Annotated in this window: 21 protein-coding genes and 3 tRNA genes; 8 read left to right on the forward strand and 16 right to left on the reverse strand. The window is 56.0% G+C overall.

Going from position 1 to position 24,665, the window contains the following annotated elements:
• The first annotated feature begins 1 nt into the window (after nucleotide 1).
• Nucleotides 2-1,060, forward strand: a complete 1,059-nt coding sequence (locus ALTERO38_RS08735; RefSeq protein WP_159968105.1) for a macro domain-containing protein — start codon at nucleotides 2-4, stop codon at nucleotides 1,058-1,060.
• A gap of 113 nt (nucleotides 1,061-1,173) precedes the next feature.
• The gene (locus ALTERO38_RS08740; RefSeq protein WP_159968107.1) at nucleotides 1,174-4,188 is read left to right on the forward strand and encodes a type III restriction-modification system endonuclease; all 3,015 of its coding nucleotides are present in this window, start codon (nucleotides 1,174-1,176) and stop codon (nucleotides 4,186-4,188) included.
• 250 nt (nucleotides 4,189-4,438) lie between these two features.
• Here the strand turns inward: ALTERO38_RS08740 and ALTERO38_RS08745 are convergent, their stop codons facing one another.
• The 12 genes from ALTERO38_RS08745 to ALTERO38_RS08800 form a co-directional block, all read right to left on the reverse strand.
• Nucleotides 4,439-6,277 carry a UvrD-helicase domain-containing protein gene (locus tag ALTERO38_RS08745; protein ID WP_159968109.1) on the reverse strand — a complete coding sequence of 613 codons (1,839 nt, stop codon included), beginning with the start codon at nucleotides 6,275-6,277 and terminating at the stop codon, nucleotides 4,439-4,441.
• Between the two features lies 1 nt (nucleotide 6,278).
• Nucleotides 6,279-8,399, reverse strand: coding sequence for an ATP-dependent endonuclease (locus ALTERO38_RS08750; RefSeq protein WP_159968110.1), 2,121 nt, complete (start codon nucleotides 8,397-8,399; stop codon nucleotides 6,279-6,281).
• 369 nt (nucleotides 8,400-8,768) lie between these two features.
• Nucleotides 8,769-8,845 (reverse strand) — tRNA-Pro (locus tag ALTERO38_RS08755).
• A gap of 80 nt (nucleotides 8,846-8,925) precedes the next feature.
• Nucleotides 8,926-9,282, reverse strand: a complete 357-nt coding sequence (locus ALTERO38_RS08760; RefSeq protein ID WP_025242142.1) for a MerR family transcriptional regulator — start codon at nucleotides 9,280-9,282, stop codon at nucleotides 8,926-8,928.
• Nucleotides 9,263-9,565, reverse strand: a complete 303-nt coding sequence (gene ihfA, locus ALTERO38_RS08765) for an integration host factor subunit alpha (protein WP_003282572.1) — start codon at nucleotides 9,563-9,565, stop codon at nucleotides 9,263-9,265. The genes ALTERO38_RS08760 and ihfA overlap by 20 nt, the downstream gene beginning before the upstream one ends.
• A gap of 3 nt (nucleotides 9,566-9,568) precedes the next feature.
• A complete protein-coding gene (gene pheT / locus ALTERO38_RS08770) occupies nucleotides 9,569-11,947 on the reverse strand; it encodes a phenylalanine--tRNA ligase subunit beta (RefSeq protein WP_159968112.1) in 2,379 nt (792 codons plus the stop codon).
• Nucleotides 11,948-11,984: 37 nt separating this feature from the next.
• Nucleotides 11,985-13,001: a phenylalanine--tRNA ligase subunit alpha gene (gene pheS / locus ALTERO38_RS08775; protein WP_159968114.1), complete on the reverse strand. Its 1,017-nt coding sequence runs from the start codon at nucleotides 12,999-13,001 to the stop codon at nucleotides 11,985-11,987.
• 167 nt (nucleotides 13,002-13,168) lie between these two features.
• Nucleotides 13,169-13,525, reverse strand: a complete 357-nt coding sequence (gene rplT / locus ALTERO38_RS08780; RefSeq protein WP_019339387.1) for a 50S ribosomal protein L20 — start codon at nucleotides 13,523-13,525, stop codon at nucleotides 13,169-13,171.
• Between the two features lie 27 nt (nucleotides 13,526-13,552).
• A complete protein-coding gene (gene rpmI / locus ALTERO38_RS08785; protein WP_019339386.1) occupies nucleotides 13,553-13,747 on the reverse strand; it encodes a 50S ribosomal protein L35 in 195 nt (64 codons plus the stop codon).
• Between the two features lie 62 nt (nucleotides 13,748-13,809).
• Nucleotides 13,810-14,361: a translation initiation factor IF-3 gene (gene infC, locus ALTERO38_RS08790; RefSeq protein WP_019339385.1), complete on the reverse strand. Its 552-nt coding sequence runs from the start codon at nucleotides 14,359-14,361 to the stop codon at nucleotides 13,810-13,812.
• Nucleotides 14,361-16,283, reverse strand: a complete 1,923-nt coding sequence (gene thrS / locus ALTERO38_RS08795) for a threonine--tRNA ligase (protein WP_159968116.1) — start codon at nucleotides 16,281-16,283, stop codon at nucleotides 14,361-14,363. The genes infC and thrS overlap by 1 nt, the downstream gene beginning before the upstream one ends.
• Nucleotides 16,284-16,506: 223 nt before the next feature.
• Nucleotides 16,507-16,583: transfer RNA gene (locus tag ALTERO38_RS08800), tRNA-Val, on the reverse strand.
• A 172-nt stretch (nucleotides 16,584-16,755) separates the two neighbouring features.
• On the opposite strand from ALTERO38_RS08800, the gene ALTERO38_RS08805 reads away from it, so the two are divergent.
• The gene (locus ALTERO38_RS08805) at nucleotides 16,756-18,039 is read left to right on the forward strand and encodes an FAD-binding oxidoreductase (protein WP_159968118.1); all 1,284 of its coding nucleotides are present in this window, start codon (nucleotides 16,756-16,758) and stop codon (nucleotides 18,037-18,039) included.
• Nucleotides 18,040-18,043: 4 nt separating this feature from the next.
• Here the strand turns inward: ALTERO38_RS08805 and ALTERO38_RS08810 are convergent, their stop codons facing one another.
• Nucleotides 18,044-18,991, reverse strand: coding sequence for a PA2778 family cysteine peptidase (locus ALTERO38_RS08810; protein WP_372239361.1), 948 nt, complete (start codon nucleotides 18,989-18,991; stop codon nucleotides 18,044-18,046).
• A complete protein-coding gene (locus tag ALTERO38_RS08815) occupies nucleotides 18,991-19,392 on the reverse strand; it encodes a PA2779 family protein (protein ID WP_102836253.1) in 402 nt (133 codons plus the stop codon). Before ALTERO38_RS08815 ends, ALTERO38_RS08810 begins: the two co-directional genes overlap by 1 nt.
• A 169-nt stretch (nucleotides 19,393-19,561) precedes the next feature.
• On the opposite strand from ALTERO38_RS08815, the gene ALTERO38_RS08820 reads away from it, so the two are divergent.
• On the forward strand, nucleotides 19,562-19,864 hold the full coding sequence (locus ALTERO38_RS08820) for an I78 family peptidase inhibitor (RefSeq protein WP_159969666.1): 303 nt from the start codon (nucleotides 19,562-19,564) through the stop codon (nucleotides 19,862-19,864).
• A gap of 110 nt (nucleotides 19,865-19,974) precedes the next feature.
• Here ALTERO38_RS08820 and ALTERO38_RS08825 read toward each other — a convergent pair whose 3' ends face one another.
• On the reverse strand, nucleotides 19,975-21,003 hold the full coding sequence (locus ALTERO38_RS08825) for an acyltransferase family protein (protein ID WP_148926185.1): 1,029 nt from the start codon (nucleotides 21,001-21,003) through the stop codon (nucleotides 19,975-19,977).
• A 415-nt stretch (nucleotides 21,004-21,418) separates the two neighbouring features.
• Between ALTERO38_RS08825 and mobA the strand changes: the two genes are divergently transcribed.
• The 3 genes from mobA (at nucleotide 21,419) to ALTERO38_RS08840 (ending at nucleotide 22,465) form a co-directional block, all read left to right on the forward strand.
• On the forward strand, nucleotides 21,419-22,021 hold the full coding sequence (gene mobA / locus ALTERO38_RS08830; protein WP_159968122.1) for a molybdenum cofactor guanylyltransferase MobA: 603 nt from the start codon (nucleotides 21,419-21,421) through the stop codon (nucleotides 22,019-22,021).
• Between the two features lie 45 nt (nucleotides 22,022-22,066).
• On the forward strand, nucleotides 22,067-22,288 hold the full coding sequence (locus ALTERO38_RS08835; RefSeq protein WP_159968124.1) for a YgdI/YgdR family lipoprotein: 222 nt from the start codon (nucleotides 22,067-22,069) through the stop codon (nucleotides 22,286-22,288).
• A 100-nt stretch (nucleotides 22,289-22,388) separates the two neighbouring features.
• Nucleotides 22,389-22,465, forward strand: a tRNA-Pro gene (locus ALTERO38_RS08840).
• 166 nt (nucleotides 22,466-22,631) lie between these two features.
• On the opposite strand, the gene ALTERO38_RS08845 is transcribed toward ALTERO38_RS08840, so the two are convergent.
• Nucleotides 22,632-22,874 (reverse strand): glutaredoxin family protein, encoded by a 243-nt coding sequence (locus ALTERO38_RS08845; RefSeq protein WP_102836248.1) that lies wholly within the window; start codon nucleotides 22,872-22,874, stop codon nucleotides 22,632-22,634.
• A gap of 405 nt (nucleotides 22,875-23,279) precedes the next feature.
• On the opposite strand from ALTERO38_RS08845, the gene ALTERO38_RS08850 reads away from it, so the two are divergent.
• Nucleotides 23,280-24,524 carry an OprD family porin gene (locus tag ALTERO38_RS08850; protein WP_159968126.1) on the forward strand — a complete coding sequence of 415 codons (1,245 nt, stop codon included), beginning with the start codon at nucleotides 23,280-23,282 and terminating at the stop codon, nucleotides 24,522-24,524.
• Nucleotides 24,525-24,665 lie beyond the last annotated feature (141 nt).

Here is a 24,665-nt window from a genome sequence, read left to right on the forward strand (position 1 = left end):
CATGATCGAATTTACCAGCGGCGACATCCTGCGGGATGACTCCGAAGCCATCATCAACACCGTGAACTGTGTCGGTGTAATGGGCCGTGGCATTGCCTTGCAGTTCAAGAATATGTGGCCGGAGAACTTCAAGGCTTACGAGGCGGCCTGCAAGCGTGAAGAGGTGCAGCCTGGCCGGATGTTCGTGTTCGACACCAACCAGCTCACGTCGCCACGTTACATCATTAACTTCCCTACCAAGCGCCACTGGCGCGGCAAGAGTCGCTTGCAGGACATAGACGCAGGGCTCAGCGCCCTGGTGGCCGAGATTCACCGCCGTGGTATCCGCTCCATCGCCATCCCACCGCTGGGCAGCGGTTTGGGTGGACTTGATTGGGCAGAGGTGCGCCCGCGTATTGAAGCAGCCATGGCCGATCTGCCGGACGTGCACGTGCGCGTTTACGAGCCCAAGGGCGCCCCCGCTGCAGACACCATGCACCATAGCCGCGAAGTGCCGAGCATGACCGCTGGCCGCGCCGCACTGGTGGAGCTAATGAATCGCTATGTGCGTGGGCTGCTTGACCCAACGATTAGCCTGCTGGAAGTACACAAGCTGATGTACTTCATGCAGGCAGCGGGCGAGCCATTGCGCCTCAAGTACGTGCAAGCTGCCTACGGCCCTTACGCCGAGAATCTTCGCCACGTACTGCGCGCGATTGAAGGTCACTTGGTAGCAGGCTATGCCGATGGGGGTGATGCACCCGACAAACCCCTAACGCTGGTGCCTGGCGCAGTCGATGACGCTAACGCCTTCCTGGAAGCGAATGCTGAAACCCGCGCCCGATTTGACCGGGTCGGAGAGCTGGTGGAAGGCTTTGAAACACCCTTCGGCTTGGAGCTGCTTGCGACCGTGCACTGGATCGTCAAAGAGGGTGATCCTGTTACCAGCGTCGAAGAGGTAGTCGCCCGCACCTACGCCTGGAACGCTCGCAAGAAGCAATTCACGCCACGCCAGATCGGTATCGCCGTAGATGTACTGGCAAGCAAAGGCTGGATCGAGCCCATAGCCCTGAGCGCCTGAAAAGACATCCTGAATCTGACTCCCGCTGCCGCCTCGCGGCATGGGGGAGTCGAGCAGCTAACTGACAGAATTTCTCGCCCTTGCCTGAAGGCGAGTTTGAAAATGGATTGAACATGAAACTGCACTTCGAGCCGGATCTCGACTATCAATTACAGGCTATCGAAGCGGTATGCGATCTGTTCCGTGGCCAGGAGGCGTGCCGTACCGAGTTCACGGTGACCATGAAGGCCCCTGTCCCGGCCGAAAGCGACCCGAGCGACGCGCCACAGCAGTTTGCACTGGGCATTGCCGAATCCGACCTGGGTGTTGGTAACCGCCTGACACTGCTTGATGATGAACTGCACAAGAACCTCAGCGACATCCAACTGCGCGGCGGACTCCCGCCTTCCGGCTTGCTCACGTCAGGCGACTTCACCGTCGAGATGGAGACCGGAACTGGCAAAACTTACGTGTACCTGCGAAGCATCTTTGAACTGAATAAACGCTACGGCTTTACCAAGTTCGTTATTGTGGTGCCGTCAGTTGCGATCAAGGAAGGCGTGTACAAGTCCCTGCAGATAACCGAGGAGCACTTCAAAAGCCTTTATGCCGGCGTGCCCTACGATTACTTCCTGTACGACTCGAACAAGCTCGGCGAGGTTCGCAACTTTGCGACCAGCTCAACCATCCAGATCATGGTGGTGACCGTAGGCGCGATCAACAAGAAGGACGTCAACAACCTCTACAAGGACAGCGAAAAAACTGGTGGCGAGAAGCCCATCGACCTGATCAAGGAGACTCGCCCGATCCTGATTGTCGACGAGCCGCAGAGCGTCGATGGCGGCCTTAAAGGGGCCGGCAAGACCGCATTGGATGCCATGAACCCGCTGTGCACCCTGCGCTATTCCGCAACCCACGTAGACAAGCACCACATGGTCTACCGGCTGGATGCGGTTGATGCCTACGAGCGCCGCCTGGTCAAACAGATCGAAGTGGCCTCGGCAACGATAGACGATGCCCACAACAAGCCGTTTGTGCGGCTGGTAGCGGCCAGCAACAAGCGCGGCACGATTTCAGCCAAAGTCGAGCTGGATCTGGGCACAGCCACAGGTGGCGTATCCACCCAAGAGGTCACGGTCTACGACGGCGACGATCTGGAGCAGGCAACCAAGCGCGCCGTCTATAAAGACCTTCGCATTGGCGAAATCAACACCGCCAAAGGCGAGGAGTTCGTCGAGCTGCGCTACCCAGGTGGCGAGAAGTACCTGCGCATTGGCGAGGTCCATGGCGGCGTGGAACCGTTGGCGATTCAGCGCGAAATGATCCGCCGCACGATCAAAGAACACCTGGACAAAGAAAAGCGCTTCCGTCCCATGGGCATCAAGGTGCTGTCGCTCTTTTTCATCGATACGGTCGAGCGTTATCGCCAGTACGACGCTGACGGCAATCCAGTGAAAGGCGTGTACGCGACCATCTTCGAAGAAGAATACAAACGTTTCGCCAAGCACCCGGACTACCAAAGCCTGTTCAGCGAGGTCGACTTCAACCACAGCGCTGAAGAGGTGCATAACGGCTACTTCTCCATCGACAAAAAGGGCGGCTGGTCTGACACCGCTGAGAATAACGCTGGCAACCGGGAGAACGCTGAGCGCGCCTACAACCTGATCATGAAGGACAAGGAAAAGCTGCTTACCTTCAGCACACCGCTGAAATTCATCTTTTCCCACTCGGCACTCAAGGAAGGCTGGGACAATCCCAACGTGTTCCAGATCTGCACGCTGCGTGACATTCAATCCGAGCGTGAGCGCCGACAGACCATCGGTCGCGGCCTGCGCCTGTGCGTCAACCAAAGCGGCGATAGGGTGCGCGGATTCGAGGTGAACACCCTCACCGTTATTGCCACTGAGAGCTATGAAGCCTTCGCAGAAAATCTGCAGAAAGAGATTGAAGAAGACACGGGTATTCGCTTCGGCATCGTCGAGGAGCACCAGTTCGCGGCTGTTGCCATCACCAGCGCAGAGGGCGAGTCCAAACCACTTGGCTTTGAGCAGTCCAAGGTGCTCTGGGATTTCTTGAAAGCTCAGCACTACGTAGATGCCAAGGGCAAGGTGCAAGACTCGCTGAAGCAGGCACTCAAAGATGGCCTGCTGCAACTCCCCCCCGAGTTCGAGGCGCAGCGTTCACAAATAGTTGAGTTGTTGAAGAAAGTCTCCGGACGCCTGGAGATCAAAAACGCTGATGAGCGCCGTGCCGTCCCGACTCGCCAAGCCGTGCTGCAAAGCGAAGAGTTCAAAGCCCTTTGGGACCGTATCAAGCACCAGACCACCTATCGCGTTGACTTCAACAACGAACAGCTGATCACCGACTGCATCAACAATCTGCAGAAAGCGCCAGCCGTGTTCCGCCCTCGCCTGCAATGGCGCAAAGCGGATCTAGCCATCGGCAAGTCGGGCGTGGAAGCCAATGAGAAAAAAGGTGCTTACACCGTCACCCTAGACGAGAGCGTTATCGAGCTGCCGGATATTCTGACCGACCTGCAGGATCGCACGCAGCTTACTCGCCGCACCCTTGTGCGCATCCTCACTGAGAGCAAGCGTCTGGATGACTTCAAGCGTAATCCTCAGCAGTTTATTGAACTGGCCGGCGAAATCATCAACCGCTGTAAGCGCCTGGCGCTGGTGGACGGCATCAGGTACGTGAAGCTGGGCGAAGACAGTTTCTATGCCCAGGAGCTGTTCGAGCAGCAAGAGCTGACCGGCTACCTGAAGAACATGCTGCTTAACACCGAGAAGTCAGTCTACGAGCACGTGGTCTACGACTCAGCCATCGAGCGCGACTTCGCTCAGGCACTCGAACACAACGACGCCGTGAAGGTTTACGCAAAGCTACCCGGCTGGTTCCGCATCCCTACCCCACTCGGCAGCTACAACCCCGACTGGGCAATACTGGTTGAGCAAGATGGCGCTCAACGGCTCTACTTCGTTGTAGAAACCAAGAGCAGCCTGTTCAACGATGATCTTCGTCCAATTGAGCAAGCGAAGATCGACTGCGGCACCGCTCACTTTGATTTGCTTGCAACGGATGAAGCCAGCCTGCGCTTCGGACGAGCGAGTAGCGTGGATGATGTGATTGCCGGAGCAATGAACTAGATAAATCGGATCAAATAGCGACTTAGAAAGGATAGGCTCGCAAGTATTCGACCAACTTTGAAGACAAAGCTAATGCGCACCAGCGCATTAGCTTTGTCTCTTCTGGGCGATCGACAAACTCACACCCCGCCGACCTTCTTATCTCGAAGCTTCTCCGCGTGAAGCGCACCGCCCTCGATCGTCGGGGCTAGAGAGCGCTAGGCCACCTTGCGCTTCCATCAGCCGGGTTACGATACAAGGGCCAGAAGCCCTAAATCACCACGCTAATTTGATCTGCAGTTAGCAACTGGCTGGCAATCAGCTCCGATCGTGCACCGACAGGGTCAGCGGTAAACATAAGAACGCGCAGATCCTCCTTCGCGCGCGAAAACGAGACATATGCAAGTTTCTGCGTTAGAAAGCGCTGTCGTTCGGTAGCCTCACCAGTTGTGAGCGGTGTCAGGACTTTGTTAAAGCTGTATTGGTTCCATGCGGCCTCTACATCGTCATAGACAACCAAGACCTTCCCATATTCCTCACCCTTCACGCCGTGCTGGGTGCTGTAGGCTGTGTTGTAGGCGATGTAGCGGGCGTAGCGCGCGACTTGTTCGGACGTCATTTGAAACAGTGAGTCTGCGAGCCAATCTCCCTTGTCGGCACCGTGAACGTCCTCGTCGAACACCTCGACCCGGGGGCCGCGACCAAGATGCTCGCACAACCTTTCGGGAGGCTGGATCATCTGCTTGTCGATACAGAAGCGCAGGATATCGCCGATCGTCTCGGTGCCCCACAACGCCTGCAACTGGTCGACCAGTGAGCTCGAGGTCTCGATCATTAACTTCAGCGACTTTTCGGCGTTCAATCCGTCGACCGCGAAAGCTGGACTGTCACGCCGTAGCACATTGATGATCTTGCGACTGTCGCCCTGTTCCTGTGCAGTAATCAGCGGGCAAATCGTCGAAAGAAAGGGCTTGAGAAGATAATGCTCGCCAGCTTCGAACGCATCTTGCGCCCGCGATGAGGCATAGGCGCCGGTGAATAGGCGGTTGAGATCGGCAAAGCCCAGCCGCCGCGCGATCATTTGGCGAGCAAGAAAGAGCTTCATTACATCCTCGCGTCCGGTCCATCCCCAGTCTGCTACCGCTGCGTCCATCCGTGCCAGCGCGCGCGCGATCTGATCCTCCGCATAACGCTTGCGCGGTTCGGTCGGCTCTTCGGCCTTGATCAGTCGGAATTCGACACTGCCTTCACATGCCTTGTTGTCGCCCGCGGCGTATTGCTCGACATCGCTGCGATAGGCGTTGAGAAGCCGGATGACACTTCTCGAACAGCGGAAATTTTCAGCCTTCGTGACGACCTCACCACCCTCGGGCGGCTCAAAGCTCCCGGCGCTTCGATCATAGATCTGCTGCCAGGGGTCGCCAAAGTAGCCGATCATCGGTAGACCCGTGCCGGAACACACGAGATTGAGCCCGGCGACGATGCCCTCGAATGTGTCCTGCGCCTCATCAACGAAGATATAAGGGAAACGTAGGCCGGTTATCCGCCGGAAAGTGGCATTCTTCGCAAATAGATAGGTTGCGATCTCAATGATGTCATCATGGCCAACTTGGCCCTTGCCATAGTCGCTGAAGCTGGTGTCGGCATATTTGAAGAACTCGACCGAGGCGAGAGCGGCAAGCTCTGCTGTCAGTCGCTCAATCTTGGCGCGGGCTTTCTGGGCCTTTTTGCTCTTGCCGCCATTATCATCTTCTTTGGCCCTTGCGATGAGCGCCGGGATACGGCTTTCGCGCAGCGCCTCACGAATGTCGTCGTGGAAGCGGCTGAGCTGTCCCCATAGAAAGCCGTGAAGTGTCGAGACCAGGTAGAGGTCGTCGAACCCCAGCCGTGCCGTGATGACTTCGACCGCGCGGTTGGTGAAAGTGATACAAGCGATTCGCTGACCTTGCCTGCGAAGTGAGATCCCCTCGCGATCACGGATTCGCCCAAGAGCATCGACTAGCGAGCTTGTCTTTCCAGACCCCGCGCCGGCAACTAACGCGAAGCTACGACGTTCATCTAGGCATTTGCGGACCAGAGCGTCCGCTTCGCTTTCAACCCAGGCGCCCATGCTATAGCACCACCGTAGCAGCAATTGCTGTGGCTGTTGTTGTTGTTGTTGTGACTGTGGTGGGAGGTTGGCACAGGCGCGACTCGAGCCAGCGCAATCCCTCGACGATATAGCCAGGGACGGTCCACTCCTCGGCGCAAGCCAAGATATCCATGGCGAAGTCCGTCTTCTTGAAACTGTCTGACTGAATCCGGCCATAGACAGCCTGATACGCGTCGCCGAGATGCCCCGGGATGGTGATGTCGATCGAGAGCGTGCCGGACCGGAGCAGCCCAAAATTCTCGTAGATGATCGCCTCCTCCAGGGTGCGTGGGCGGAGCGTCTGCTGGACCGTGCCGTCGGTCACCGTAATATCAGTCTGGAAAGCGATGCAGCGGTCTTTAGTGATGTGCTGTTTGTCGGCCGGGCTCAGCGCGATCAGATCAGCGACAGTGGTTTGCCCGCACAACTTCTTGAGAGAAGCATTGGACGTGCGTGCGCCGACTACGTCCGCCCGGCACGCGCGTGGATAGCCGGTGGGCATCACTGAATCGAGATCCGTGATGACTAGATAGGGAATATGAAGGAAGCTGAGCAGGCCTTCGAAACGGTGGGCATAGGCACCGCCCACCTCAAGAATCGTTAGGTATGTGGTTCGTAGGCGCTTTGCGGCGTTCTCGATCATGACCGGCATAAGAAGCTTTTCTACTGCACCTTCGACGAGAACGGCCGCATCGGCGAAGAACAGGTCGCAGTGCGTCAGACGTAGATAGCGCTTGAGGAAGACCAACGATTCCGACGGGGACACGAGCTTACCGTCGATCATCTCCGCTTCCGGCTGGAAGGCCCGAAGGCTGCGGACAGCGGACGCGTTTCGAATTCCGGAGGAGGCCGTCTCGCCCGTGATATGGCAGCGCTGGAAATAGCGGACCTTCTCGAAGTCGATGGCCTCCATGATGTGCGAGGAGTGGGTGGTGACGACAAGCTGCGGCACGAGATCGGGCTCGCCTGCAGCCTCAGCGGACTGGTTGATCACCTGCCAGATGTTCGAGATGAAGGTCTGCTGCACTTGAGCGTGGAGATGGACCTCAGGCTCCTCAATGAAGATCATCAAGCATAACGGCCTGTTCTCGGCGGTCATGACCCACTGGGAATGAAAATGCCGGGCCTGAATGGCCATGTAGATGAGATTCTTGAATCCGAGACCGTTGTAAAGCTCGGGCAGCTCATGCTGCCGGCTGGGGTCAACGTAAAGCAGCTCGGTGCTTCCGCGCAGCGCGGTTTCAGGGCTGAGTGAAGAGATGATGCGCAGTTCTCGATCGTTAATCGATGGCACGCCTAGGTGCTTGATGAGTTTGATTAGCGGGTCGAACTGCTTGGCATAATGGTCACTCAGCTGCCTGTTGTTCTCATCAATCACGCTGTGCGCATCGGCAGCAGGGCCGACCTGTTCAAGATTCTTCTGGTAGAAGGCGGCGAAGGCCGACGATAGTCGGTTGCTGCGGCTGCTGTCGTCGTCGTTGATGTTGCGCTGCGCGTCGACGAACTCGACCCGTACGAGATGCTTCACGAGCCGCTTGCCTTCGTCGGGCTCGAGCTTGCTCGTTACGATCTTGGCCCCGCCTTCGCTCTGTGGTTTCTCGTCGAGCGAGAAATAGCGGACCGCATAATGGCGACTAAGATTTCCGTCGAACACCAGATATTGCGACAGCGCCTTGGCGCGCGTCCCGTCTTCCTGTGTTGGATAGGCGGCATCATAATGCTCGAATAGTTTCTTCGCGTCCTCGACCTCATAGGACAGTCGAATACCGACCCGCGTGAAATCCGAAAGCTTGGGTAGCAGTGTAAATACTCTGCCGAACGCGATGCTTTCAGGATCAATTGTGAACCACAGATCGAGGCTAATCTTGGGAAGCTGTCCCGCATCTCCGACGGCAACGAAAGCGTCGAAATCAGCCATGCGGGCGACCGAGAAGTCGTGAATCCTGAAATCGCGACCGCCGAGAAAGCAGCGGAAGACTGCGGTGGCTGACGTCTTACCGCTGTTGTTTGGCCCAACAAAGATTGACTCGCGCTCTTCAATGTCTATTTCAACATTTTCTAATCGCCGGAAATTCCGAATGGCTATGCGGCTAATTTTCATCCAAAACTCCATTTAATGGGCAAGCAATCGAAACTCCCCGGTTGGCAATGTACGCGAGCATTCGGACCCTTGTGTCTGCTGTGCGCTACCTCATGGGTCGGTTACAGTTAGTCGTACATGAGGCGCATTGGTTAAATTCCCAGCATCAGGTCGCATGCAATAGGTGAGAGTTGCAATCCCGAATGCTCGCGGCGCGGTTCGCTGAGGTATGCCACTTATGCGAATGCGTGTAGTCACCGTCTCCAGCGAAGCCAATCTCAATTGGCAACCAATTGGCAACCAAAAAGCAGTTTTTGACAGGCAGCCAAAAACCTGTCAGGCATAAAAAAATCCAGTCACCGCTAAGTGACTGGATTTTCTAGGGTTTTTTGGTCGGGACGGAGTGATTCGAACACTCGACCCCTTGCACCCCATGCAAGTGCGCTACCAGGCTGCGCTACGCCCCGACAATGCCTTCAGATCTGCTGAAAGCGAATCGAACTATACACTAAGCGACTGAATATGTGAAAGTTTTTATGCCAGGCATTTAATTTTTAAGCACCTGAAGCACATCCTCAAGCTCGGTGATCATCTGCCGAATAAGCTGCTTATATTGGGTCGTATCCTCACGTGCCTCATCACCTGACATCCGCTGGCGAGCCCCACCAATCGTAAAACCCTGCTCGTAAAGCAACGAGCGAATCTGCCGGATCATCAGCACGTCCTGGCGCTGATAATAGCGTCGATTACCACGACGCTTCACAGGGTTCAGCTGGGGAAACTCCTGCTCCCAATAGCGCAACACGTGCGGTTTTACAGCACACAGCTCGCTAACTTCACCAATGGTGAAGTAGCGCTTGCCAGGTATCGTTGGCAGTTCGTCGTTATGACTTGGTTCCAGCATAGGCTTCGACTCTGGCTTTAAGTTTTTGCCCTGGCCGGAATGTCACGACACGACGCGCCGTGATCGGAATTTCCTCACCGGTTTTCGGGTTGCGCCCTGGGCGCTGTCGCTTGTCGCGCAGGTCGAAGTTGCCGAAACCGGACAACTTCACCTGCTCGTTATGCTCGAGCGCCTGTCGGATTTCCTCGAAAAACAGTTCGACCAGCTCCTTGGCCTCGCGCTTATTCAAGCCTAGCTCTTCATATAGACGTTCCGCCATTTCAGCTTTCGTCAGAGCCCCCATACGCTATTTCCTTAACGTGGCGTTGAACCTTTCTTCCAGGGAGGAGAGGATTTGCTGCATAGCACCACTCACCTCATCGTCGTTTAGAGTGCGCGAAGGGTGTTGCCAGGTCAAGCCGACTGCCACACTTTTGCTAAGAGGATCAATACCTTTACCTTGGTACACATCAAATAGCTTGAGGTCCGTCAGGTTCTCGCCTGCCGCGCCGCGAATGCATAGCAACACGTCGTCAGCCGGGATATCACGCGCCACCAAGATGGCCAGATCACGGCGCACCTCAGGGAAGCGAGACAGTTCACTGAAGCGCGGCAGTCGGCCTTCACTGATCTCGGATACGAGCAGCTCGAACAGATAGACCGGCTGATCGATTCCCAGCGTCGCAGCCAATTCCGGATGAAGACTCCCGATATAACCAACCAAGCGCCCATCCCGCTCGATTCGAGCCGTCTGACCGGGGTGCAGGGCCGGATGTTCAGCAGCGACAAACCCATACGAGACAGCATCGCCGGCAAAACCAAGTAAGGCCTCGACGTCGGCTTTCATGTCATAGAAGTCTGCTGCTGCTCGTTCGTTGCTCCAGGCCTCTGGCAGGCGGCTCCCAGTAATGACGCCCGCCAACATCGACTCCTGCGTCAACGTGTCCAGCTGGCCGACGAAACGCAGCCCGCTTTCGAACAGCCGTATGCGCGTTTGCTGACGATTGAGGTTGTACTGCAGCGCCTTGATCAACCCCGGCCAGAGCGTGGCACGCATCGCCGCCATGTCCGAGGAAATCGGGTTGGCCAGCTGCAGCGGCTCGATACCAGGGCTGAACAGCTCGAACATTTTCGGATCGATAAAGCTGTAGGTGATTGCTTCCTGGTAGCCACGAGCGACTAGCAACCGGCGCAGGGCGGGCAGTCCAGCGAGCGACTCAGGACTGGCCTCCGGCGCGAGACGTGCCTGGGGGTAGCGAACCGGCAAGCGGTCGTAGCCATACAGACGCCCCAACTCCTCAATCAGATCCACCTCGAGACTGATGTCGAATCGGTGACTGGGCACGCTGATTTCCCAAGAATCTGGACTCAGCTCAACTACCCCAAGACCCAGGGCCGACAACAGAGAGACGACCTGATCGGCCGCCATGCTCAACCCGAGCATCTGCTCGATTCGATCCTTGCGCAGCAGGATTGGGGGAACAGTCGGAAGATCGACTTCACTGGCAGCCTCGATGACAGGGCCTGCGCTGCCACCCACAACCTCCAACAATAGCGCAGTAGCCCGCTCCAGGGCTCGACGTGCCAACTGAGAATCGACCCCGCGCTCGTAACGATGCGACGCATCGGTGTGCAAGCCGTAGGAGCGAGCCTTGCCGGCGAGCGCAATGGTGTCGAAAAAGGCGCTCTCAAGGAACAGATCTTGAGTCGAGCCGCTGACACCGCTGTGCTCACCGCCCATCACACCCGCAATCGCCAGGGCGCGCTGATGGTCAGCGATGACCAGCGTATCGCTCCGCAATGTTACTTCCTGCCCATCGAGCAATACGATCTTTTCCTGCTCCGCTGCCATCCGCACCCTGATTCCGCCATTGATTTCGGCTAAATCGAAGGCATGCAGCGGCTGGCCGAGCTCGAGCATTACATAGTTGGTAACGTCAACCACCGCGTCAATACTGCGGATATCGGAGCGACGCAACCGCTCGACCATCCACAGCGGCGTAGATCGCGACAGGTCAACGTTACGAATTACCCGCCCGAGATAGCGCGGACAAGCTTTCGGCGCGAGCACCTCTACGGGGCGCACCTCATCATGGCTCGGGGGCACGGCAGCGATTTCGACGACAGTTACTGCTGCGTCATACATCGCACCAACTTCGCGTGCAAGCCCAGCGATCGAGAGGCAGTCGCCACGGTTCGGCGTCAGCCCAATCTCGATGCTCGCATCGACCAGACCGAGATACGATCGCAAATCACTACCAATCGGAGCGTCGCTAGCCAACTCCATCAGCCCACTGTCATCGGTACCGATTTGCAATTCGGTTTCCGAGCAGAGCATGCCGTTGGACTCGACGCCGCGAAGCTTCGCTTTCTTGATTTTGAAGTCGCCCGGCAGTTGGGCGCCAATCATCGCGAAGGGGACCTTCAGACCAGCGCGAACGTTCGGCGCGCCGCAGACCACCTGCAACACCTCACGCCCATTACTGACCTGGCACACCCGCAACTTGTCTGCATCGGGATGCTGTTCGGCGCTCACCACCTCACCCACGACAACACCGCTGAACTCGCCGGCAACCGGGACGACTGCATCGACTTCGAGGCCCACCATCGATAGCCGCGCCACCAACTCCTCGCGGGAAACCTGCGGATTGACCCACGTACGCAACCACTGCTCGCTGAATTTCATCCTGCTCTCCTAATGATTCTTTGACTGGACTCGGAACCTAGCGAAACTGCGCCAGAAACCTCAGGTCGTTATCGAAGAACAGGCGTAAGTCGTTGACGCCATATCGCAACATGGCAAGTCGCTCGGCCCCCATACCGAATGCGAAGCCTTGGTACTTTTCTGGGTCAATACCGGACATGCGCAGCACATTTGGATGCACCATGCCGCAGCCCATCACCTCAAGCCAGCCGGTCTGCTTGCAGACGCGACAACCTTTACCGCTGCACATCACACATTGCATGTCCACTTCAGCCGACGGCTCGGTGAAAGGGAAGAAAGACGGCCGAAAACGGACGCCCAACGGCTTCTCAAAGAACACTCGCAAAAACTGCTCAATTGTGCCCTTTAGATCCGCAAAGCTGATGCCCTCATCGACGAGCAAGCCCTCGACCTGGTGGAACATAGGCGAATGAGTGATATCCGAGTCGCATCGGTAGACACGCCCGGGACAGACGATACGAATGGGCGGCTGCTGCGACTCCATCGTGCGGACCTGAACTGGCGAGGTATGGGTACGCAACAGCATGTTGGCGTTGAAGTAAAAAGTGTCATGCATCGCCCGCGCGGGGTGATGGCCAGGGATATTGAGCGCTTCAAAGTTGTGGTAGTCGTCTTCGACCTCCGGCCCCTCGGCAACACTGTAGCCAATATGACTGAAGAACTGTTCGATCCGCTCTAGCGTACGCGTCACCGGATGCAGCCCGCCGGAGACCTCTCCACGGCCCGGTAATGTCACATCGATCCGCTCAGCAGCGAGCTTGGCGCTCAGTGCAGCATGCTCAAGACCCGCCTTCTTGGCGTTCAACTCATCCTGAACACGGCTCTTAGCTGCGTTGATGAGCGCACCGGCCTTTGGGCGCTCTTCCGCGGACAATTTACCCAGGGTCTGCATGACCTGAGTCAGCTCGCCTTTCTTGCCGAGATACTGAACCCGGATCTGCTCCAGGGCGGTGATGTCTTGACTATGTTGCACAGCCTCAAGCGCTTGCGAGACCAGTGCATCCAGGTTTTCCATGTACAACCTCCAGAGGTTCTTGCAGAACCGCACCAGACGATCAGCACTCAGGCTTTACGCGAGGTGCATTTTTGCAAATGCCCCTTCAGATACGAAATAGGGGAAGAGCACAAGGCTCTTCCCCTATCGGTGACGCTACGAATCCGAAGATTCGATTGTCGATGGGCTTAGGCCAGAGAAGCTTTAGCTTTTTCGACAATGGCAGCAAAAGCTGCTTTTTCGTTCACTGCCAACTCGGCCAGAACCTTACGGTCGATCTCGATAGCCGCTTTTTTCAGGCCAGCAATGAAACGGCTGTAGGACAGACCGTTTACACGAGCACCGGCGTTGATACGAGCGATCCAAAGAGCGCGGAACTGACGCTTCCGCTGACGACGGTCACGGTAGGCATATTGGCCAGCCTTGATCACCGCCTGCTTGGCAACACGGAACACACGCGAACGAGCGCCGTAGTAGCCTTTGGCGAGTTTCAGAATTTTCTTGTGACGGCGACGAGCGACGACGCCACGCTTAACACGAGCCATGAGTTATTCCTCTGAGTCTTGACCGAATTAACGAACGCGCAGCATGCGCTCTACTTTTGCGTTGTCAGACGGGTGCATCAGAGATGTACCACGCAGCTGACGCTTACGCTTGGTAGACATTTTGGTCAGGATGTGGCTCTTGAAAGCGTGCTTGTGCTTATAGCCATTTGCCGTCTTTTTGAAGCGCTTCGCAGCGCCACTTTTAGTCTTCATCTTTGGCATGTTCGGTACTCCACAGTGTGGGTGATTTCAAATAACCGCAAGGCCTGCCAGTGCCCTGGTGGTTACTTCTTCTTCTTGGGAGCGATGACCATGATCAGCTGGCGTCCTTCCATCTTTGGATGCTGTTCGACCGAACCGTATTCAGCTAGGTCACCTTCGACCCGCTTCAACAATTCCATCCCCAGCTCCTGATGCGCCATCTCACGACCGCGGAATCTCAACGAAACCTTGGCCCTGTCCCCGTCACTCAGGAAACGTACCAGGTTGCGTAGCTTGACCTGGTAGTCGCCCTCTTCCGTCCCTGGACGAAACTTCACTTCTTTAACTTGGATCTGCTTCTGGTTCTTCTTCGCTGCAGCGACCTGCTTCTTCTTTTCAAAGAGGTGCTTGCCGTAATCCATGATCCGGCATACAGGAGGAACGGCATCGGCGGAAATTTCCACCAGATCCAATTTGGCTTCTTCAGCTATACGAAGCGCTTCATCAATCGAGACGATGCCAACCTGCTCGCCATCGGCACCAATCAAACGGACCTCACGAGCCGAGATATTCTCGTTGATCGGGGCCTTGGGTGCAGCTCGTTTATCCTGTCTCATTTCACGCTTAATAGTCATTACTCCAATTCTTGGCGACCACGCCGGGAAACCGCTTGTGCCAGCAACTGCGCGAAGTCATCCAAGGGCATGGAGCCCAGATCAACGCCTTCGCGGGTGCGCACAGCAACGGCTCGTGTCTCAACTTCCCTGTCTCCAATAACCAAGAGATAGGGAACCTTGAGCAAGGTATGCTCGCGGATTTTAAAGCCGATCTTTTCGTTTCTCAAGTCAGACTTGGCACGGAAGCCGCTTTGACTGAGTGTTTTCTCCACTTCAAGAGCGAAATCCGCCTGCTTGTCAGTGATATTCATCACCACAGCTTGCGTCGGAGCCAACCAGGCCGGGAAAGCACCCTCATAGTGCTCGATCAAGATACCGATAAAGCGCTCAAACGACCCTAGAATCGCGCGATGCAGCATGATCGGCGTTTTTCGGCTGTTATCCTCCGCGACATAGCTCGCATCGAGACGCTGGGGCATGTTCGGATCGTACTGCAAGGTGCCGCACTGCCAGGAACGCCCTAGGCAGTCGAGCAACGTAAACTCGATCTTCGGGCCGTAGAACGCCCCCTCACCCGGCAAATACTCCCAAGGCAAACCGGCTGCATCCAGCGCACCCGCCAACGCAGCTTCGGCGCGATCCCAGAACGCATCGTCTCCGACACGCTTCTCAGGGCGCGTTGACAGCTTTAGCTTGATATCACTGAAGCCGAAATCAGCATAGACCTGCATGGTCAGCTTGATGAAATCAGCTGCCTCGGCACTGACCTGCTCTTCAGTACAGAAGATGTGCGCGTCATCCTGAGTAAAACCACGAACGCGCATGATCCCGTGCAGCGCACCGGAGGGCTCATTGCGATGGCAGGAGCCAAACTCAGCAAGACGCAGCGGCAACTCACGGTAACTCTTGAGCCCCTGATTGAACACCTGAACGTGGCAGGGGCAGTTCATCGGCTTGATCGCGTAATCGCGGCTTTCCGACTCAGTGGTAAACATGTTTTCAGCGTAGTTGCCCCAGTGCCCGGACCTCTCCCACAGGCTGCGATCCACAACTTGCGGTGTTTTGATCTCCTGGTAGCCGTTCACACGCTGCACGCCGCGCATGTACTGCTCGAGCACTTGATAGATGGTCCAGCCATTCGGGTGCCAAAACACCATGCCCGGGGCCTCTTCCTGCGTATGGAAGAGATCAAGACGTTTGCCAATCTTGCGATGATCCCGCTTTTCAGCCTCTTCAATGCGCTGAATGTAGGCCGCGAGCTGCTTCTTGTCCGCCCATGCGGTGCCATAAACGCGCTGGAGCTGTTCGTTCTTCGCATCGCCACGCCAATAGGCGCCGGACAGCTTGGTCAGCTTGAATGATTTGAGGAAACGGGTGTTAGGCACATGAGGACCACGACACATGTCGACGTATTCTTCGTGGTAATACAAACCCATTGCCTGCTCGTCGGGCATGTCCTCTACCAGGCGCAGCTTGTAGTCCTCGCCGCGCGACTGGAAAACATTGATCACTTCTTCACGCGGCGTAACCTTCTTGATCACGTCGTAGTCAGTGTCGATGAGCTCCTTCATACGCTGCTCGATTGCAGCCATGTCGTCGGGCGTGAACGGCCGCTCGAAAGCGATATCGTAATAGAAGCCCTCGGCGATGACCGGGCCAATAACCATCTTTGCAGCAGGATAGAGCTGCTTGACTGCATGCCCAACCAGATGTGCGCATGAGTGACGAATGATCTCCAGCCCCTCGTCATCCTTCGGAGTGATGATCTGCAGGCTCGCATCGCGCTCAATCAGATCACAAGCATCGACCAATCGACCGTCCACCTTGCCCGCCAGGGTGGCCTTGGCGAGACCTGCGCCAATTGACTGAGCGACCTCAGCGACGGAAACGGGATGATCGAATGAACGCTGACTACCGTCAGGAAGAGTAATGATGGGCATGGCGCCTCCTCTCCTAGTGGTGACCCCTACCAAAGGCCACGTGGGTTGGGATGAGCCAGGAAAGCGATCCGTCGAATAACCTGCCGCACAGAGGCAGGAGCCTAAGCTGATCGAGGCGGATCGAAGTCACTGGAGATATACGGAGCACGGATGCTTTCAGAAAGCTGCCGCACTGACAAGCAAGGCATAAAAAAAGGGTCGCAAGCGCGACCCTTTTCGGAATTGGTAGGCACAATTGGATTCGAACCAACGACCCCCACCATGTCAAGGTGGTGCTCTAACCAACTGAGCTATGTGCCTCCGATGGACGCGCATTCTAGAGATTCGCCCGGGAGAGTCAAGCGCTTTTTTTCGCTAAGCTACTGATATCCGTAATTTTTGAATAAGCGGGCAGTAGGCTGTCGCTGCTATGGCGTTCTGCTGCGCTCTCGCGATAGCATCGACGTAAATTATTTTAAACGGGACAGCCAGTATGTCGCACACACCTTACCCCGCTTCCTACTACGCTGCCTCGGCAAACCCAGCACCTGCTCGCGACCACCTGAGCGGCGATATCGAGACCGACGTCTGCGTGATCGGCGCCGGTTATACCGGACTGTCGACTGCGTTATTCCTTCTTGAGCATGGATTTCGGGTTGTCGTGCTCGAGGCCGCCAAGGTTGGTTTTGGGGCGTCGGGACGCAATGGCGGCCAGATCGTTAATAGTTACAGTCGTGATATTGATACAGTCGAGCGCAGCGCCGGCTCGGAAGCTGCTCGGTTGATCGGAGCCATGGCGTTCGAGGGTGGGCACATCATCCGCGAACGGGTGGCGCGTTATGGCATCGACTGCGACTTGAAAAGCGGAGGCGTGTTTGCCGCTTTCAATGCCAAGCAGATGCACCACCTCGAGTCACAGAAAACGCTATGGGAGCGTTACGGCTACGACCAACTCGAGATTCTTGATCAAGACAGCATTAGAAACGTTGTAGCGTGCGAGCGATACACTGGCGGGATGCTGGACCACGGCGGTGGCCACATCCACCCGCTCAACCTTGCACTAGGTGAAGCTGCGGCCGTCGAATCGCTCGGCGGGGTCATCTACGAACAATCCCCTGCTGTTCGCATTGATCGAGGAAGCAGTCCGCGGATCCATACGCAGCACGGCCAGGTATCCGCGAAGTTCGTTGTCGTTGCGGGAAATGCCTATCTTGGAGGACTGGTCCCGGAACTGGCAGCCAAATCCATGCCCTGCGGCACTCAGGTTATTGCTACAGAGCCACTCGAATCTGAGCTAGCTGCAACCCTCCTCCCCCAAGACTACTGCGTGGAAGACTGCAACTACCTGCTTGACTACTTTCGCATGTCTGCGGATAAGCGATTGATCTATGGCGGCGGAGTGGTCTACGGCGCTCGCGACCCGGCCGATATCGATTCGATAGTCCGACCGAAAATGCTCAAGAATTTCCCACAACTGCGAGACGTCAAGACAGAGTTCGCATGGACAGGCAACTTCTTGATGACGCTGTCGCGCCTGCCGCAGGTCGGCCGGCTTGGAGACAACATCTACTATTCCCAAGGTTGCAGCGGACACGGTGTGACCTACACCCATGTAGCAGGAAAAGTTATAGCCGAAGCGCTACGAGGACAGGCCGAGCGCTTTGATGCCTTTGCCAGCTTGCCGCATTACCCCTTTCCTGGTGGACAGACATTCAGCGCGCCATTGAGCGCTCTCGGCGCCCTCTATTACAGCCTGCGCGACAGAATGGGCTTTTGAGGCTTCATCGCACAGGACATGCGGGCGGCGCTTCACAGGCGCCGCGCTCTTTGGACCCCGGGGGCAACGCCACCCGGAATCGTGCATCCTTCGGCGCCAATCGAACCGCACAAGCGCGGGCTGCAGATGCATGCACAGGGCATCCCCGCTCCGCCAATACATGCGAAAGATTAAACCAGCCAGGTGCGAATGAATTGTCCAGCTGCACACTGGTTCGCAGGGCTAGCTCCGCTGCGTCCTCCTCGCCTACCGCATACCGAGCGTTCGCCAGCACGAACCACGACAAGCCCGTGGACCACCGTTGCGCAGCTGTTTCATAAGCGGCCCGAGCTGCACCAACATGCCCCGTTTGCTCAAGGTCATTTGCAGCCTTCAGCCAGACAGTTTCCTGAGCAGTACGAGGCAAATGGTCAGGCGCGACGGTTACCACGGCCCATCGACTGCCCTTCGCCCAGCTTCTCTCGAACTGGCTAAAACTTCCGGTCCAGCGCCGTGTAGTCCCAGAGCGCAGCACAATGGTCTGCGCGCCCAGGTCATACCCCACCACAACCGCAAAATGCCATTGAGGCCAGCGATCAAAGGCAAGATTCTGCAGCACCAGAACGGGATTTCCCGCTGCGACTTCCCTCAGCACCGCTTGCAGTTGTGGCTCCAGTGGATAGACCAGCAACTCGTGAGATCTAGCAGCTGCAACCATCTCGACCTGCAGACTACCTTTGCGCTGCGGAAGATATACCCGCTCCACAAGCTGTTGCGGCTCAGTAGCGACCCCACGCTGGGTAAGCATAGTGGCAAGCGCCGCCGGCCCGCATTGATAGTCCTCCTGCGGGAAGAATGGCACTTCATCCAGTTCAACCCGTTCAGGAAGTCCTGAAGCTCCAACCGGGACGATTGGCGTTCGCGCACACGCCCCGAGGAGGATTACCGCAAACAGCAGTATCAATCGCGCCATCAACGGTTGATACAGTTGACGAAGTTGAAGATGTTGGTGGCGCAGAGCAGATCGGTCACTATAAAGATGACGAGAAACAGCACGATGATCCCAACGACTCCAGCACCGGCCGGCGCTTGATCCAACTGTTGATTGAATTGCGCAAGTTCTGCTGGTGTCAGGCTGTTGATGCGCTGTTCGACCTGATCTTGCTCAACGCCCATCGACACCAGTTTCTTCTGGACATCTTCGTTCTCAAGCATTGTCAGCAATTGCTGGCGATCCACCTGCTGCTGTTGTTCGGCAATTACTTCTGGGCTACCAATCATCGTCGCCTGAGCCAGTGGTATCTGAGCGAACAGCATGAAATGCATCGCTGCCAAGAGAGTGGCAACACGCTTCATCACGGAGGAATTAAACATGGCGGAGTTCCTTTTTTATTTGGCGGCCCAGTGCAGTACGCAATGTGCCCTCAACGGTAAGACGGGGCAGCTGTTCCGCCAGTTCCCTTGTCCGCTATGGTTTAGCCATCAGCAGACTCAACATGCCGACCCAGATCGATTTGAACGATTGAACAGAAGGAGAACGCTTATGAACCTCGTCCGGCCTGCCGCATTGATAGCATGCTGCAGCATCCTGATTGGCTGTCAGCCATCGCCCAGCACAGCGCAGGCAACTGGAGGCAGCGCGAGTCAATGCGACGCTTCTTTAGTTCAGACATTTGTTGGGGAGCAGGCGAGCCCGGAGCTACTCGATCAGGCGCGCCGAAAAAGCAAAGCCGCGACGGCTCGTATTGTTCGACCCGGAGAGGTAGTTACGCTGGAATACAACGCGCATCGGCTAACGCTGACGACAGACGAGTCGCTGAAAATTCAACGAATCAGCTGTGGTTGAGCGAAATCACCTTTCGCAGCCAAGAGCCCATAGAGCCGTTCGGATTCCTGCATAAAAACGATACGTACGGCAGCAGGCAGACCAGCCGTCATGCCTGCCGATCGCCGCGCTCAATGCGCCATTGCCCTCGTCCGCAAGCTGGTTGCGGAAAACGATTTCGGTGGGGCTAACAGGAAGTAAAGGTCGTACTTCTTGATGATCATCTGAGCCAGCAACGGGGCAGCAAGCCCGACCAACGTTCCGACAATCAAGTGTACAGCGATGGAATCAATACCCATGAAGCTGGCGAGGATAACCCTAATGCCGCTTCCCGCGAGAATATGCATCAGGTAAATCGTCATTGATGAGGCGCCGATAAACAGCAGCCAGGCCATGCGAAGCCGACCGAGCCACATTGATAGGGCTACCACAAACAAGATCGAAACAGTCGCGAGCGAGAGCACGGGCCATCCACCCACCTCCCAGCTCAAGCCGAACGTCACGTGAAAGAGGTATTGTCCGGCGACAAACGACGCACCGAGCAACAAAGTGAGCGGGACATGTCTGGCGAGAAAGTACGCCTTGATCTCGTTGAACCAGATACCGAGCGCAAAGAACACGGCATTACCAAAGATAAATTTGCCGACACTGCCGACAGCCAGATCTCGACTGAGCACGTAAAGCACACCGAAAACCAGCAAAAGCGGTAAAAAGTAGCGACGGTCAGCCCTGGCATAGACCAAGGAGCAGACAACGAAAACCAGAAACAGCGCATACAGAAACCAGAACTGCGCCCGTGGCGACCAAAGCAGTGAAAATACCTGCCCTAACGTGACATCACCATTCGTGTAGCTCGACAACACCACCTCTATCAGCCCCTGCAGAAGTGACCAAACGATAAAGGGATAGATGATGGTGTCTACTTTGTTGATGATCAGACCGGCCTTACCGCGCTTTACGAGCGAGTCGTAAAAAAACAATCCCGACAGGAAGAAGAAGAGAGGCATGTGGAAGCTGTAGATGACACTGTCTACCAGCAGGTACTCATCCTGATCCATCGGCAATCCCGCGTTGAAGACCCCACGCGCGACATGCCCATATACGACAAGAATGATCCCAATGGCTTTGGCATAATCGACCCAGGCGTTTCTCTCCTGCATCCTATTTCTCCTTAGTTATGGGCAAGATCAGACACATCACAGCCAGATTTGCGAAGACGGGAAAAGTAGACAGTGAAAAACCCAATCAGTTTGTCCATCGCGCCGAGCCGACCACATTGGCCGACGTAATGCACCAGCTAGGCGTGGCCTCTGACTGGTTACCAGTCTGCCCTGGCCAAAGCAAACCAGGGCTCCAGGGTACGGCCTCGCCGGAAGAGAAATGACCGCAGGAACACTCCAACGAATTTCATGCGTTGTCTGCACTGACCGAAGGCCTGAAACCATTCACTCCCTGCCCGCAGGCAAATGCAACGCAACAGAACGGCGCAGGACTGACAAAAAATAATTCGTCCTGGCTTTCAATTAATCGACCGAGCACCCGGGTGTTATAGACCGGCTGACAAAGGAGTATTTGATGGCTCAGAGCTGGCTGGCGAATTGTTCGATCCTGCTACTGGCGGGCGGGCGCGGACAACGCATGGGCGGACGGGACAAGGGACTCGTGGAGTGGCATGGGAAGCCGCTTGTAGCGTGGCCGCAGAGCATCGCCCGCCCCCTTACGGATGACCTCCTGATCTCGTGCAATCGCAACCAGACACAATACGCAGCGTTTGCCGACCGACTGGTTGGTGACGACGTCGCGGATTTTCAAGGGCCACTTGCAGGCATACGAGCGGGCCTGGCAGCAGCCAGGCATCCGTGGCTCATGGTGCTGCCCTGCGACGCACCTCTGGTCGACGAAGCACTGCTTATACAACTGTACACTACGGCAAAGCTAGAGCCTGAGACGCCGCTGATGGCCCGACTAGGCGCCCAATGGGAGCCCTTGTTCTGCATCATACCTGTCAGTCTCGCTCCCGCCATCGAGCACGCTTGGCAGAACGGGGAGCGAAGTAACCTAAAGATTTTGCTGGCATTGCAAGCGCGAGCACTTGATCTCGATATAGACGATTCGCGCCTGGCCAATTTGAACTCACCCGAGCTGCTTTTTAAGCAGGCGCCTTCGGCGGGAACTTAGCCTCGTACGCTGCCGTCACAGACGCAACTACAGAGGAGAATTATTATGCGCGCAGTCACCGGTTCCGTACTGGCAGTTCTGGTAGGGATGGCACTCCTTACCGGCTGCTCCAGTCCCAGTGTTATCACGCTCAACGATGGCCGCGAAATTCAAACGCTGGACCAGCCTGAATATGATGACGAGGCAGGCTTCTACGAGTTTGAAGGAATCGACGGCAAACCGGGCAGAGTAAACAAGGATCAGGTTCGCACCGTTCAAGAGCTCTAGCTCTTTTCTTTTCCACGCTAAGCTCGTGTTTGGCCTCAGAAAAAAGCCTTTGCTAAACGCTTGTGAAGCAAAACTTTTTCTGTAAAATGCGCGCCATCTTCGGAGCGTAGCGCAGCTTGGTAGCGCGTCTCGTTCGGGACGAGAAGGTCGCTGGTTCGAATCCAGTCGCTCCGACCAAAATCCCGCACAGGCTTATTTAGCCTAGAAAAACCGGCCCATGAGCCGGTTTTTTTGTTTTTAGATGTGGACAGAGCTTAACTGTGAACCCACCTAAATCAACTGCCTAACATGTCCTCTGGCGACCAACGTTCACTTCAGCTCACGTTGATGGACCGCTGATATCCTAGCGTCGCAAGAACCAGACTACCTGCTCAACCTCAAACGGCCAATCCAGTTCGGCGCCCGTGTCGACACGACGTAGCACCGGTATACGAAGGCCATAATCGTCTACCCAGTCCGAGCGCTCCGCGATATCTAGCAGCTCTACCAGCAACCCATTCTCCACGAGCGGTAGTACTACCGCCTCGGCCTGCTCACACAAGTGGCAGCCCAGCGTTCCGAACAATTGGCATTCCGGCAGATGCATAGTCAAGCGCTCAACCTAAAGGGCATGCCAATTCTAGCAGGCCGATCACGGTGCGGCAGCAGCCCGTAAACATCTCGTTCTTTTGGACTACTCCGAATAAAAAATGTGACCTTGAGCCCACTCAAACGAGGGTTTGATTTTGCGAATCGACGCGCCGCTGGCAAACGGCTAGGATGCTGCAGCCCAAGCGACCGGAGAGTCACAGGGTTGGAGGCTGAGGTACGTAACGGAAGTGGCGCTCAGGCCACGTTTAGTTGGTCGAATACAACTTCCCGAAGAGTCAACCAAGGCCCCGCGATTAAGCCTCAAAGACTAAGGTCTAAAGGCTCAAATACTGAGGTAGTGTTTTATTACACGGCGCCAAAGAGCGACTTCAGAGCATCATCCAACGAGGAGAAATAAGAAATGCTCAAGACCCCAATCGCCCGGGGCGTGGCCCTTGCCACTCTGGGAGCAACACTGGCTATTCCAACTATGGCTCAAGCAGCCTTCGTCGAAGACGCCAAAGCTGGTTTGGAACTGCGGAACTTCTATATGAATTCGGACAATCGTTCCGTTCCATCCTCGTCTCAGTCGAAGAGCGAAGAATGGGCGCAAGGTTTTCTGCTAAGAGCAGAGTCCGGCTATACAGAAGGTACGGTCGGTTTCGGCGTAGATGCACTAGGCCTCCTCGGGGTGAAGTTGGATTCTGGACGTGGGCGTACTGGGACGGGGCTACTGCCTACGGACAACGACGGTTCAGCCCCGAATGAATATTCTGAGCTTGGCCTAACAGCTAAGGCGAAGATCTCAAACTCCATACTGAAAGTAGGCACACTCGAGCCGAAGAACATGGCAGTCGCACGAAGCGACTCTCGCTTGCTGCCACAAACTTTCAAGGGCGGACAACTAGTCTCTAACGAGATCAAAGGGCTGACGCTTGATCTTGGCTATCTGACCGAAGTAAACGAGCGCAACGACTCCCATTACGACGACCTGAAAGCGCAGCTGAGGGGCGGTACAACTGCCAATGAAATTGACAATTTCATCTTTGCAGGTGCTAGCTACAAGCTTCTGGATAATTTGACCGGTAGCTACTACTACAGCAACCTGGAAGAGGCTTACAAGCAGCACTCGTTCAACGTTGTGCACGTGCAGCCGCTTGGAGAAGGTCAGTCGCTGAAGACTGATCTCCGTTACGCGCGCTCGAGCGATGACGGCTCCTCAACCGTTGATAACAAAGCTCTCGGCGGAATGGTAACTTATTCGGTGAGCGGCCATAGCTTCGGCCTTGCCTATCAGGAAATGAGAGGCGACACCGGCTTCGCCTACCTGGACGGGACCGATCCGTTCCTCGTCAACTACGTAATGATCGCTGCCGATTTTGCGAAAGCTGATGAAGAATCTTGGCAGGCTCGTTATGACTATAACTTCGCTGCGATTGGCATTCCCGGCCTGACCTTTATGACCCGCTATGTAACCGGCGACGACTTCGGTGCAGGTGGCAACGGTAAAGAATGGGAGCGAGACACAGATATCGCTTATGTCTTCCAAGACGGCGCGCTGAAGAACTTAGGCGTGAAATGGCGCAACGGTACTTATCGCAGCAATAGCAATCGCGACATCGACCAGAACCGCCTGATCGTGAGCTACACTATTCCGCTGATGTAATAGCGAATACGGCAGCAAATTGAGTAGAAAAGGAGAACCCGCGTCAGCGGGTTTTCTTTTTTCCGGAGTGTGATCATGCTGGGGAAGCAATATGACCGCCAGGGCAGCGTAAGTGCTTCAGCCCCATTCAAACGGAACGGG

The organism is Pseudomonas sp. 9Ag (assembly GCF_902506445.1).
Taxonomy (GTDB): Bacteria; Pseudomonadota; Gammaproteobacteria; order Pseudomonadales; family Pseudomonadaceae; genus Stutzerimonas; species Stutzerimonas stutzeri_AB.

Excerpts from the sequence above, each read along its gene's own strand:
- ALTERO38_RS08845 (WP_102836248.1), bottom strand. The coding sequence starts at position 22,874 with ATGCATCTGCCGGAATGCCAATTGTTCGGAACGCTGGGCTGCCACTTG.
- ALTERO38_RS08815 (WP_102836253.1), bottom strand. The coding sequence starts at position 19,392 with ATGTTTAATTCCTCCGTGATGAAGCGTGTTGCCACTCTCTTGGCAGCG.
- mobA (WP_159968122.1), top strand. The coding sequence starts at position 21,419 with ATGGCTCAGAGCTGGCTGGCGAATTGTTCGATCCTGCTACTGGCGGGC.
- ihfA (WP_003282572.1), bottom strand. The coding sequence starts at position 9,565 with ATGGGGGCTCTGACGAAAGCTGAAATGGCGGAACGTCTATATGAAGAG.
- rplT (WP_019339387.1), bottom strand. The coding sequence starts at position 13,525 with ATGGCTCGTGTTAAGCGTGGCGTCGTCGCTCGTCGCCGTCACAAGAAA.
- ALTERO38_RS08740 (WP_159968107.1), top strand. The coding sequence starts at position 1,174 with ATGAAACTGCACTTCGAGCCGGATCTCGACTATCAATTACAGGCTATC.
- ALTERO38_RS08825 (WP_148926185.1), bottom strand. The coding sequence starts at position 21,003 with ATGCAGGAGAGAAACGCCTGGGTCGATTATGCCAAAGCCATTGGGATC.
- ALTERO38_RS08835 (WP_159968124.1), top strand. The coding sequence starts at position 22,067 with ATGCGCGCAGTCACCGGTTCCGTACTGGCAGTTCTGGTAGGGATGGCA.
- ALTERO38_RS08735 (WP_159968105.1), top strand. The coding sequence starts at position 2 with ATGATCGAATTTACCAGCGGCGACATCCTGCGGGATGACTCCGAAGCC.
- thrS (WP_159968116.1), bottom strand. The coding sequence starts at position 16,283 with ATGCCCATCATTACTCTTCCTGACGGTAGTCAGCGTTCATTCGATCAT.
- rpmI (WP_019339386.1), bottom strand. The coding sequence starts at position 13,747 with ATGCCAAAGATGAAGACTAAAAGTGGCGCTGCGAAGCGCTTCAAAAAG.
- ALTERO38_RS08750 (WP_159968110.1), bottom strand. The coding sequence starts at position 8,399 with ATGAAAATTAGCCGCATAGCCATTCGGAATTTCCGGCGATTAGAAAAT.
- pheT (WP_159968112.1), bottom strand. The coding sequence starts at position 11,947 with ATGAAATTCAGCGAGCAGTGGTTGCGTACGTGGGTCAATCCGCAGGTT.
- ALTERO38_RS08810 (WP_372239361.1), bottom strand. The coding sequence starts at position 18,991 with ATGGCGCGATTGATACTGCTGTTTGCGGTAATCCTCCTCGGGGCGTGT.
- ALTERO38_RS08820 (WP_159969666.1), top strand. The coding sequence starts at position 19,562 with ATGAACCTCGTCCGGCCTGCCGCATTGATAGCATGCTGCAGCATCCTG.
- ALTERO38_RS08850 (WP_159968126.1), top strand. The coding sequence starts at position 23,280 with ATGCTCAAGACCCCAATCGCCCGGGGCGTGGCCCTTGCCACTCTGGGA.
- pheS (WP_159968114.1), bottom strand. The coding sequence starts at position 13,001 with ATGGAAAACCTGGATGCACTGGTCTCGCAAGCGCTTGAGGCTGTGCAA.
- infC (WP_019339385.1), bottom strand. The coding sequence starts at position 14,361 with ATGACTATTAAGCGTGAAATGAGACAGGATAAACGAGCTGCACCCAAG.
- ALTERO38_RS08745 (WP_159968109.1), bottom strand. The coding sequence starts at position 6,277 with ATGGGCGCCTGGGTTGAAAGCGAAGCGGACGCTCTGGTCCGCAAATGC.
- ALTERO38_RS08805 (WP_159968118.1), top strand. The coding sequence starts at position 16,756 with ATGTCGCACACACCTTACCCCGCTTCCTACTACGCTGCCTCGGCAAAC.
- ALTERO38_RS08760 (WP_025242142.1), bottom strand. The coding sequence starts at position 9,282 with ATGCTGGAACCAAGTCATAACGACGAACTGCCAACGATACCTGGCAAG.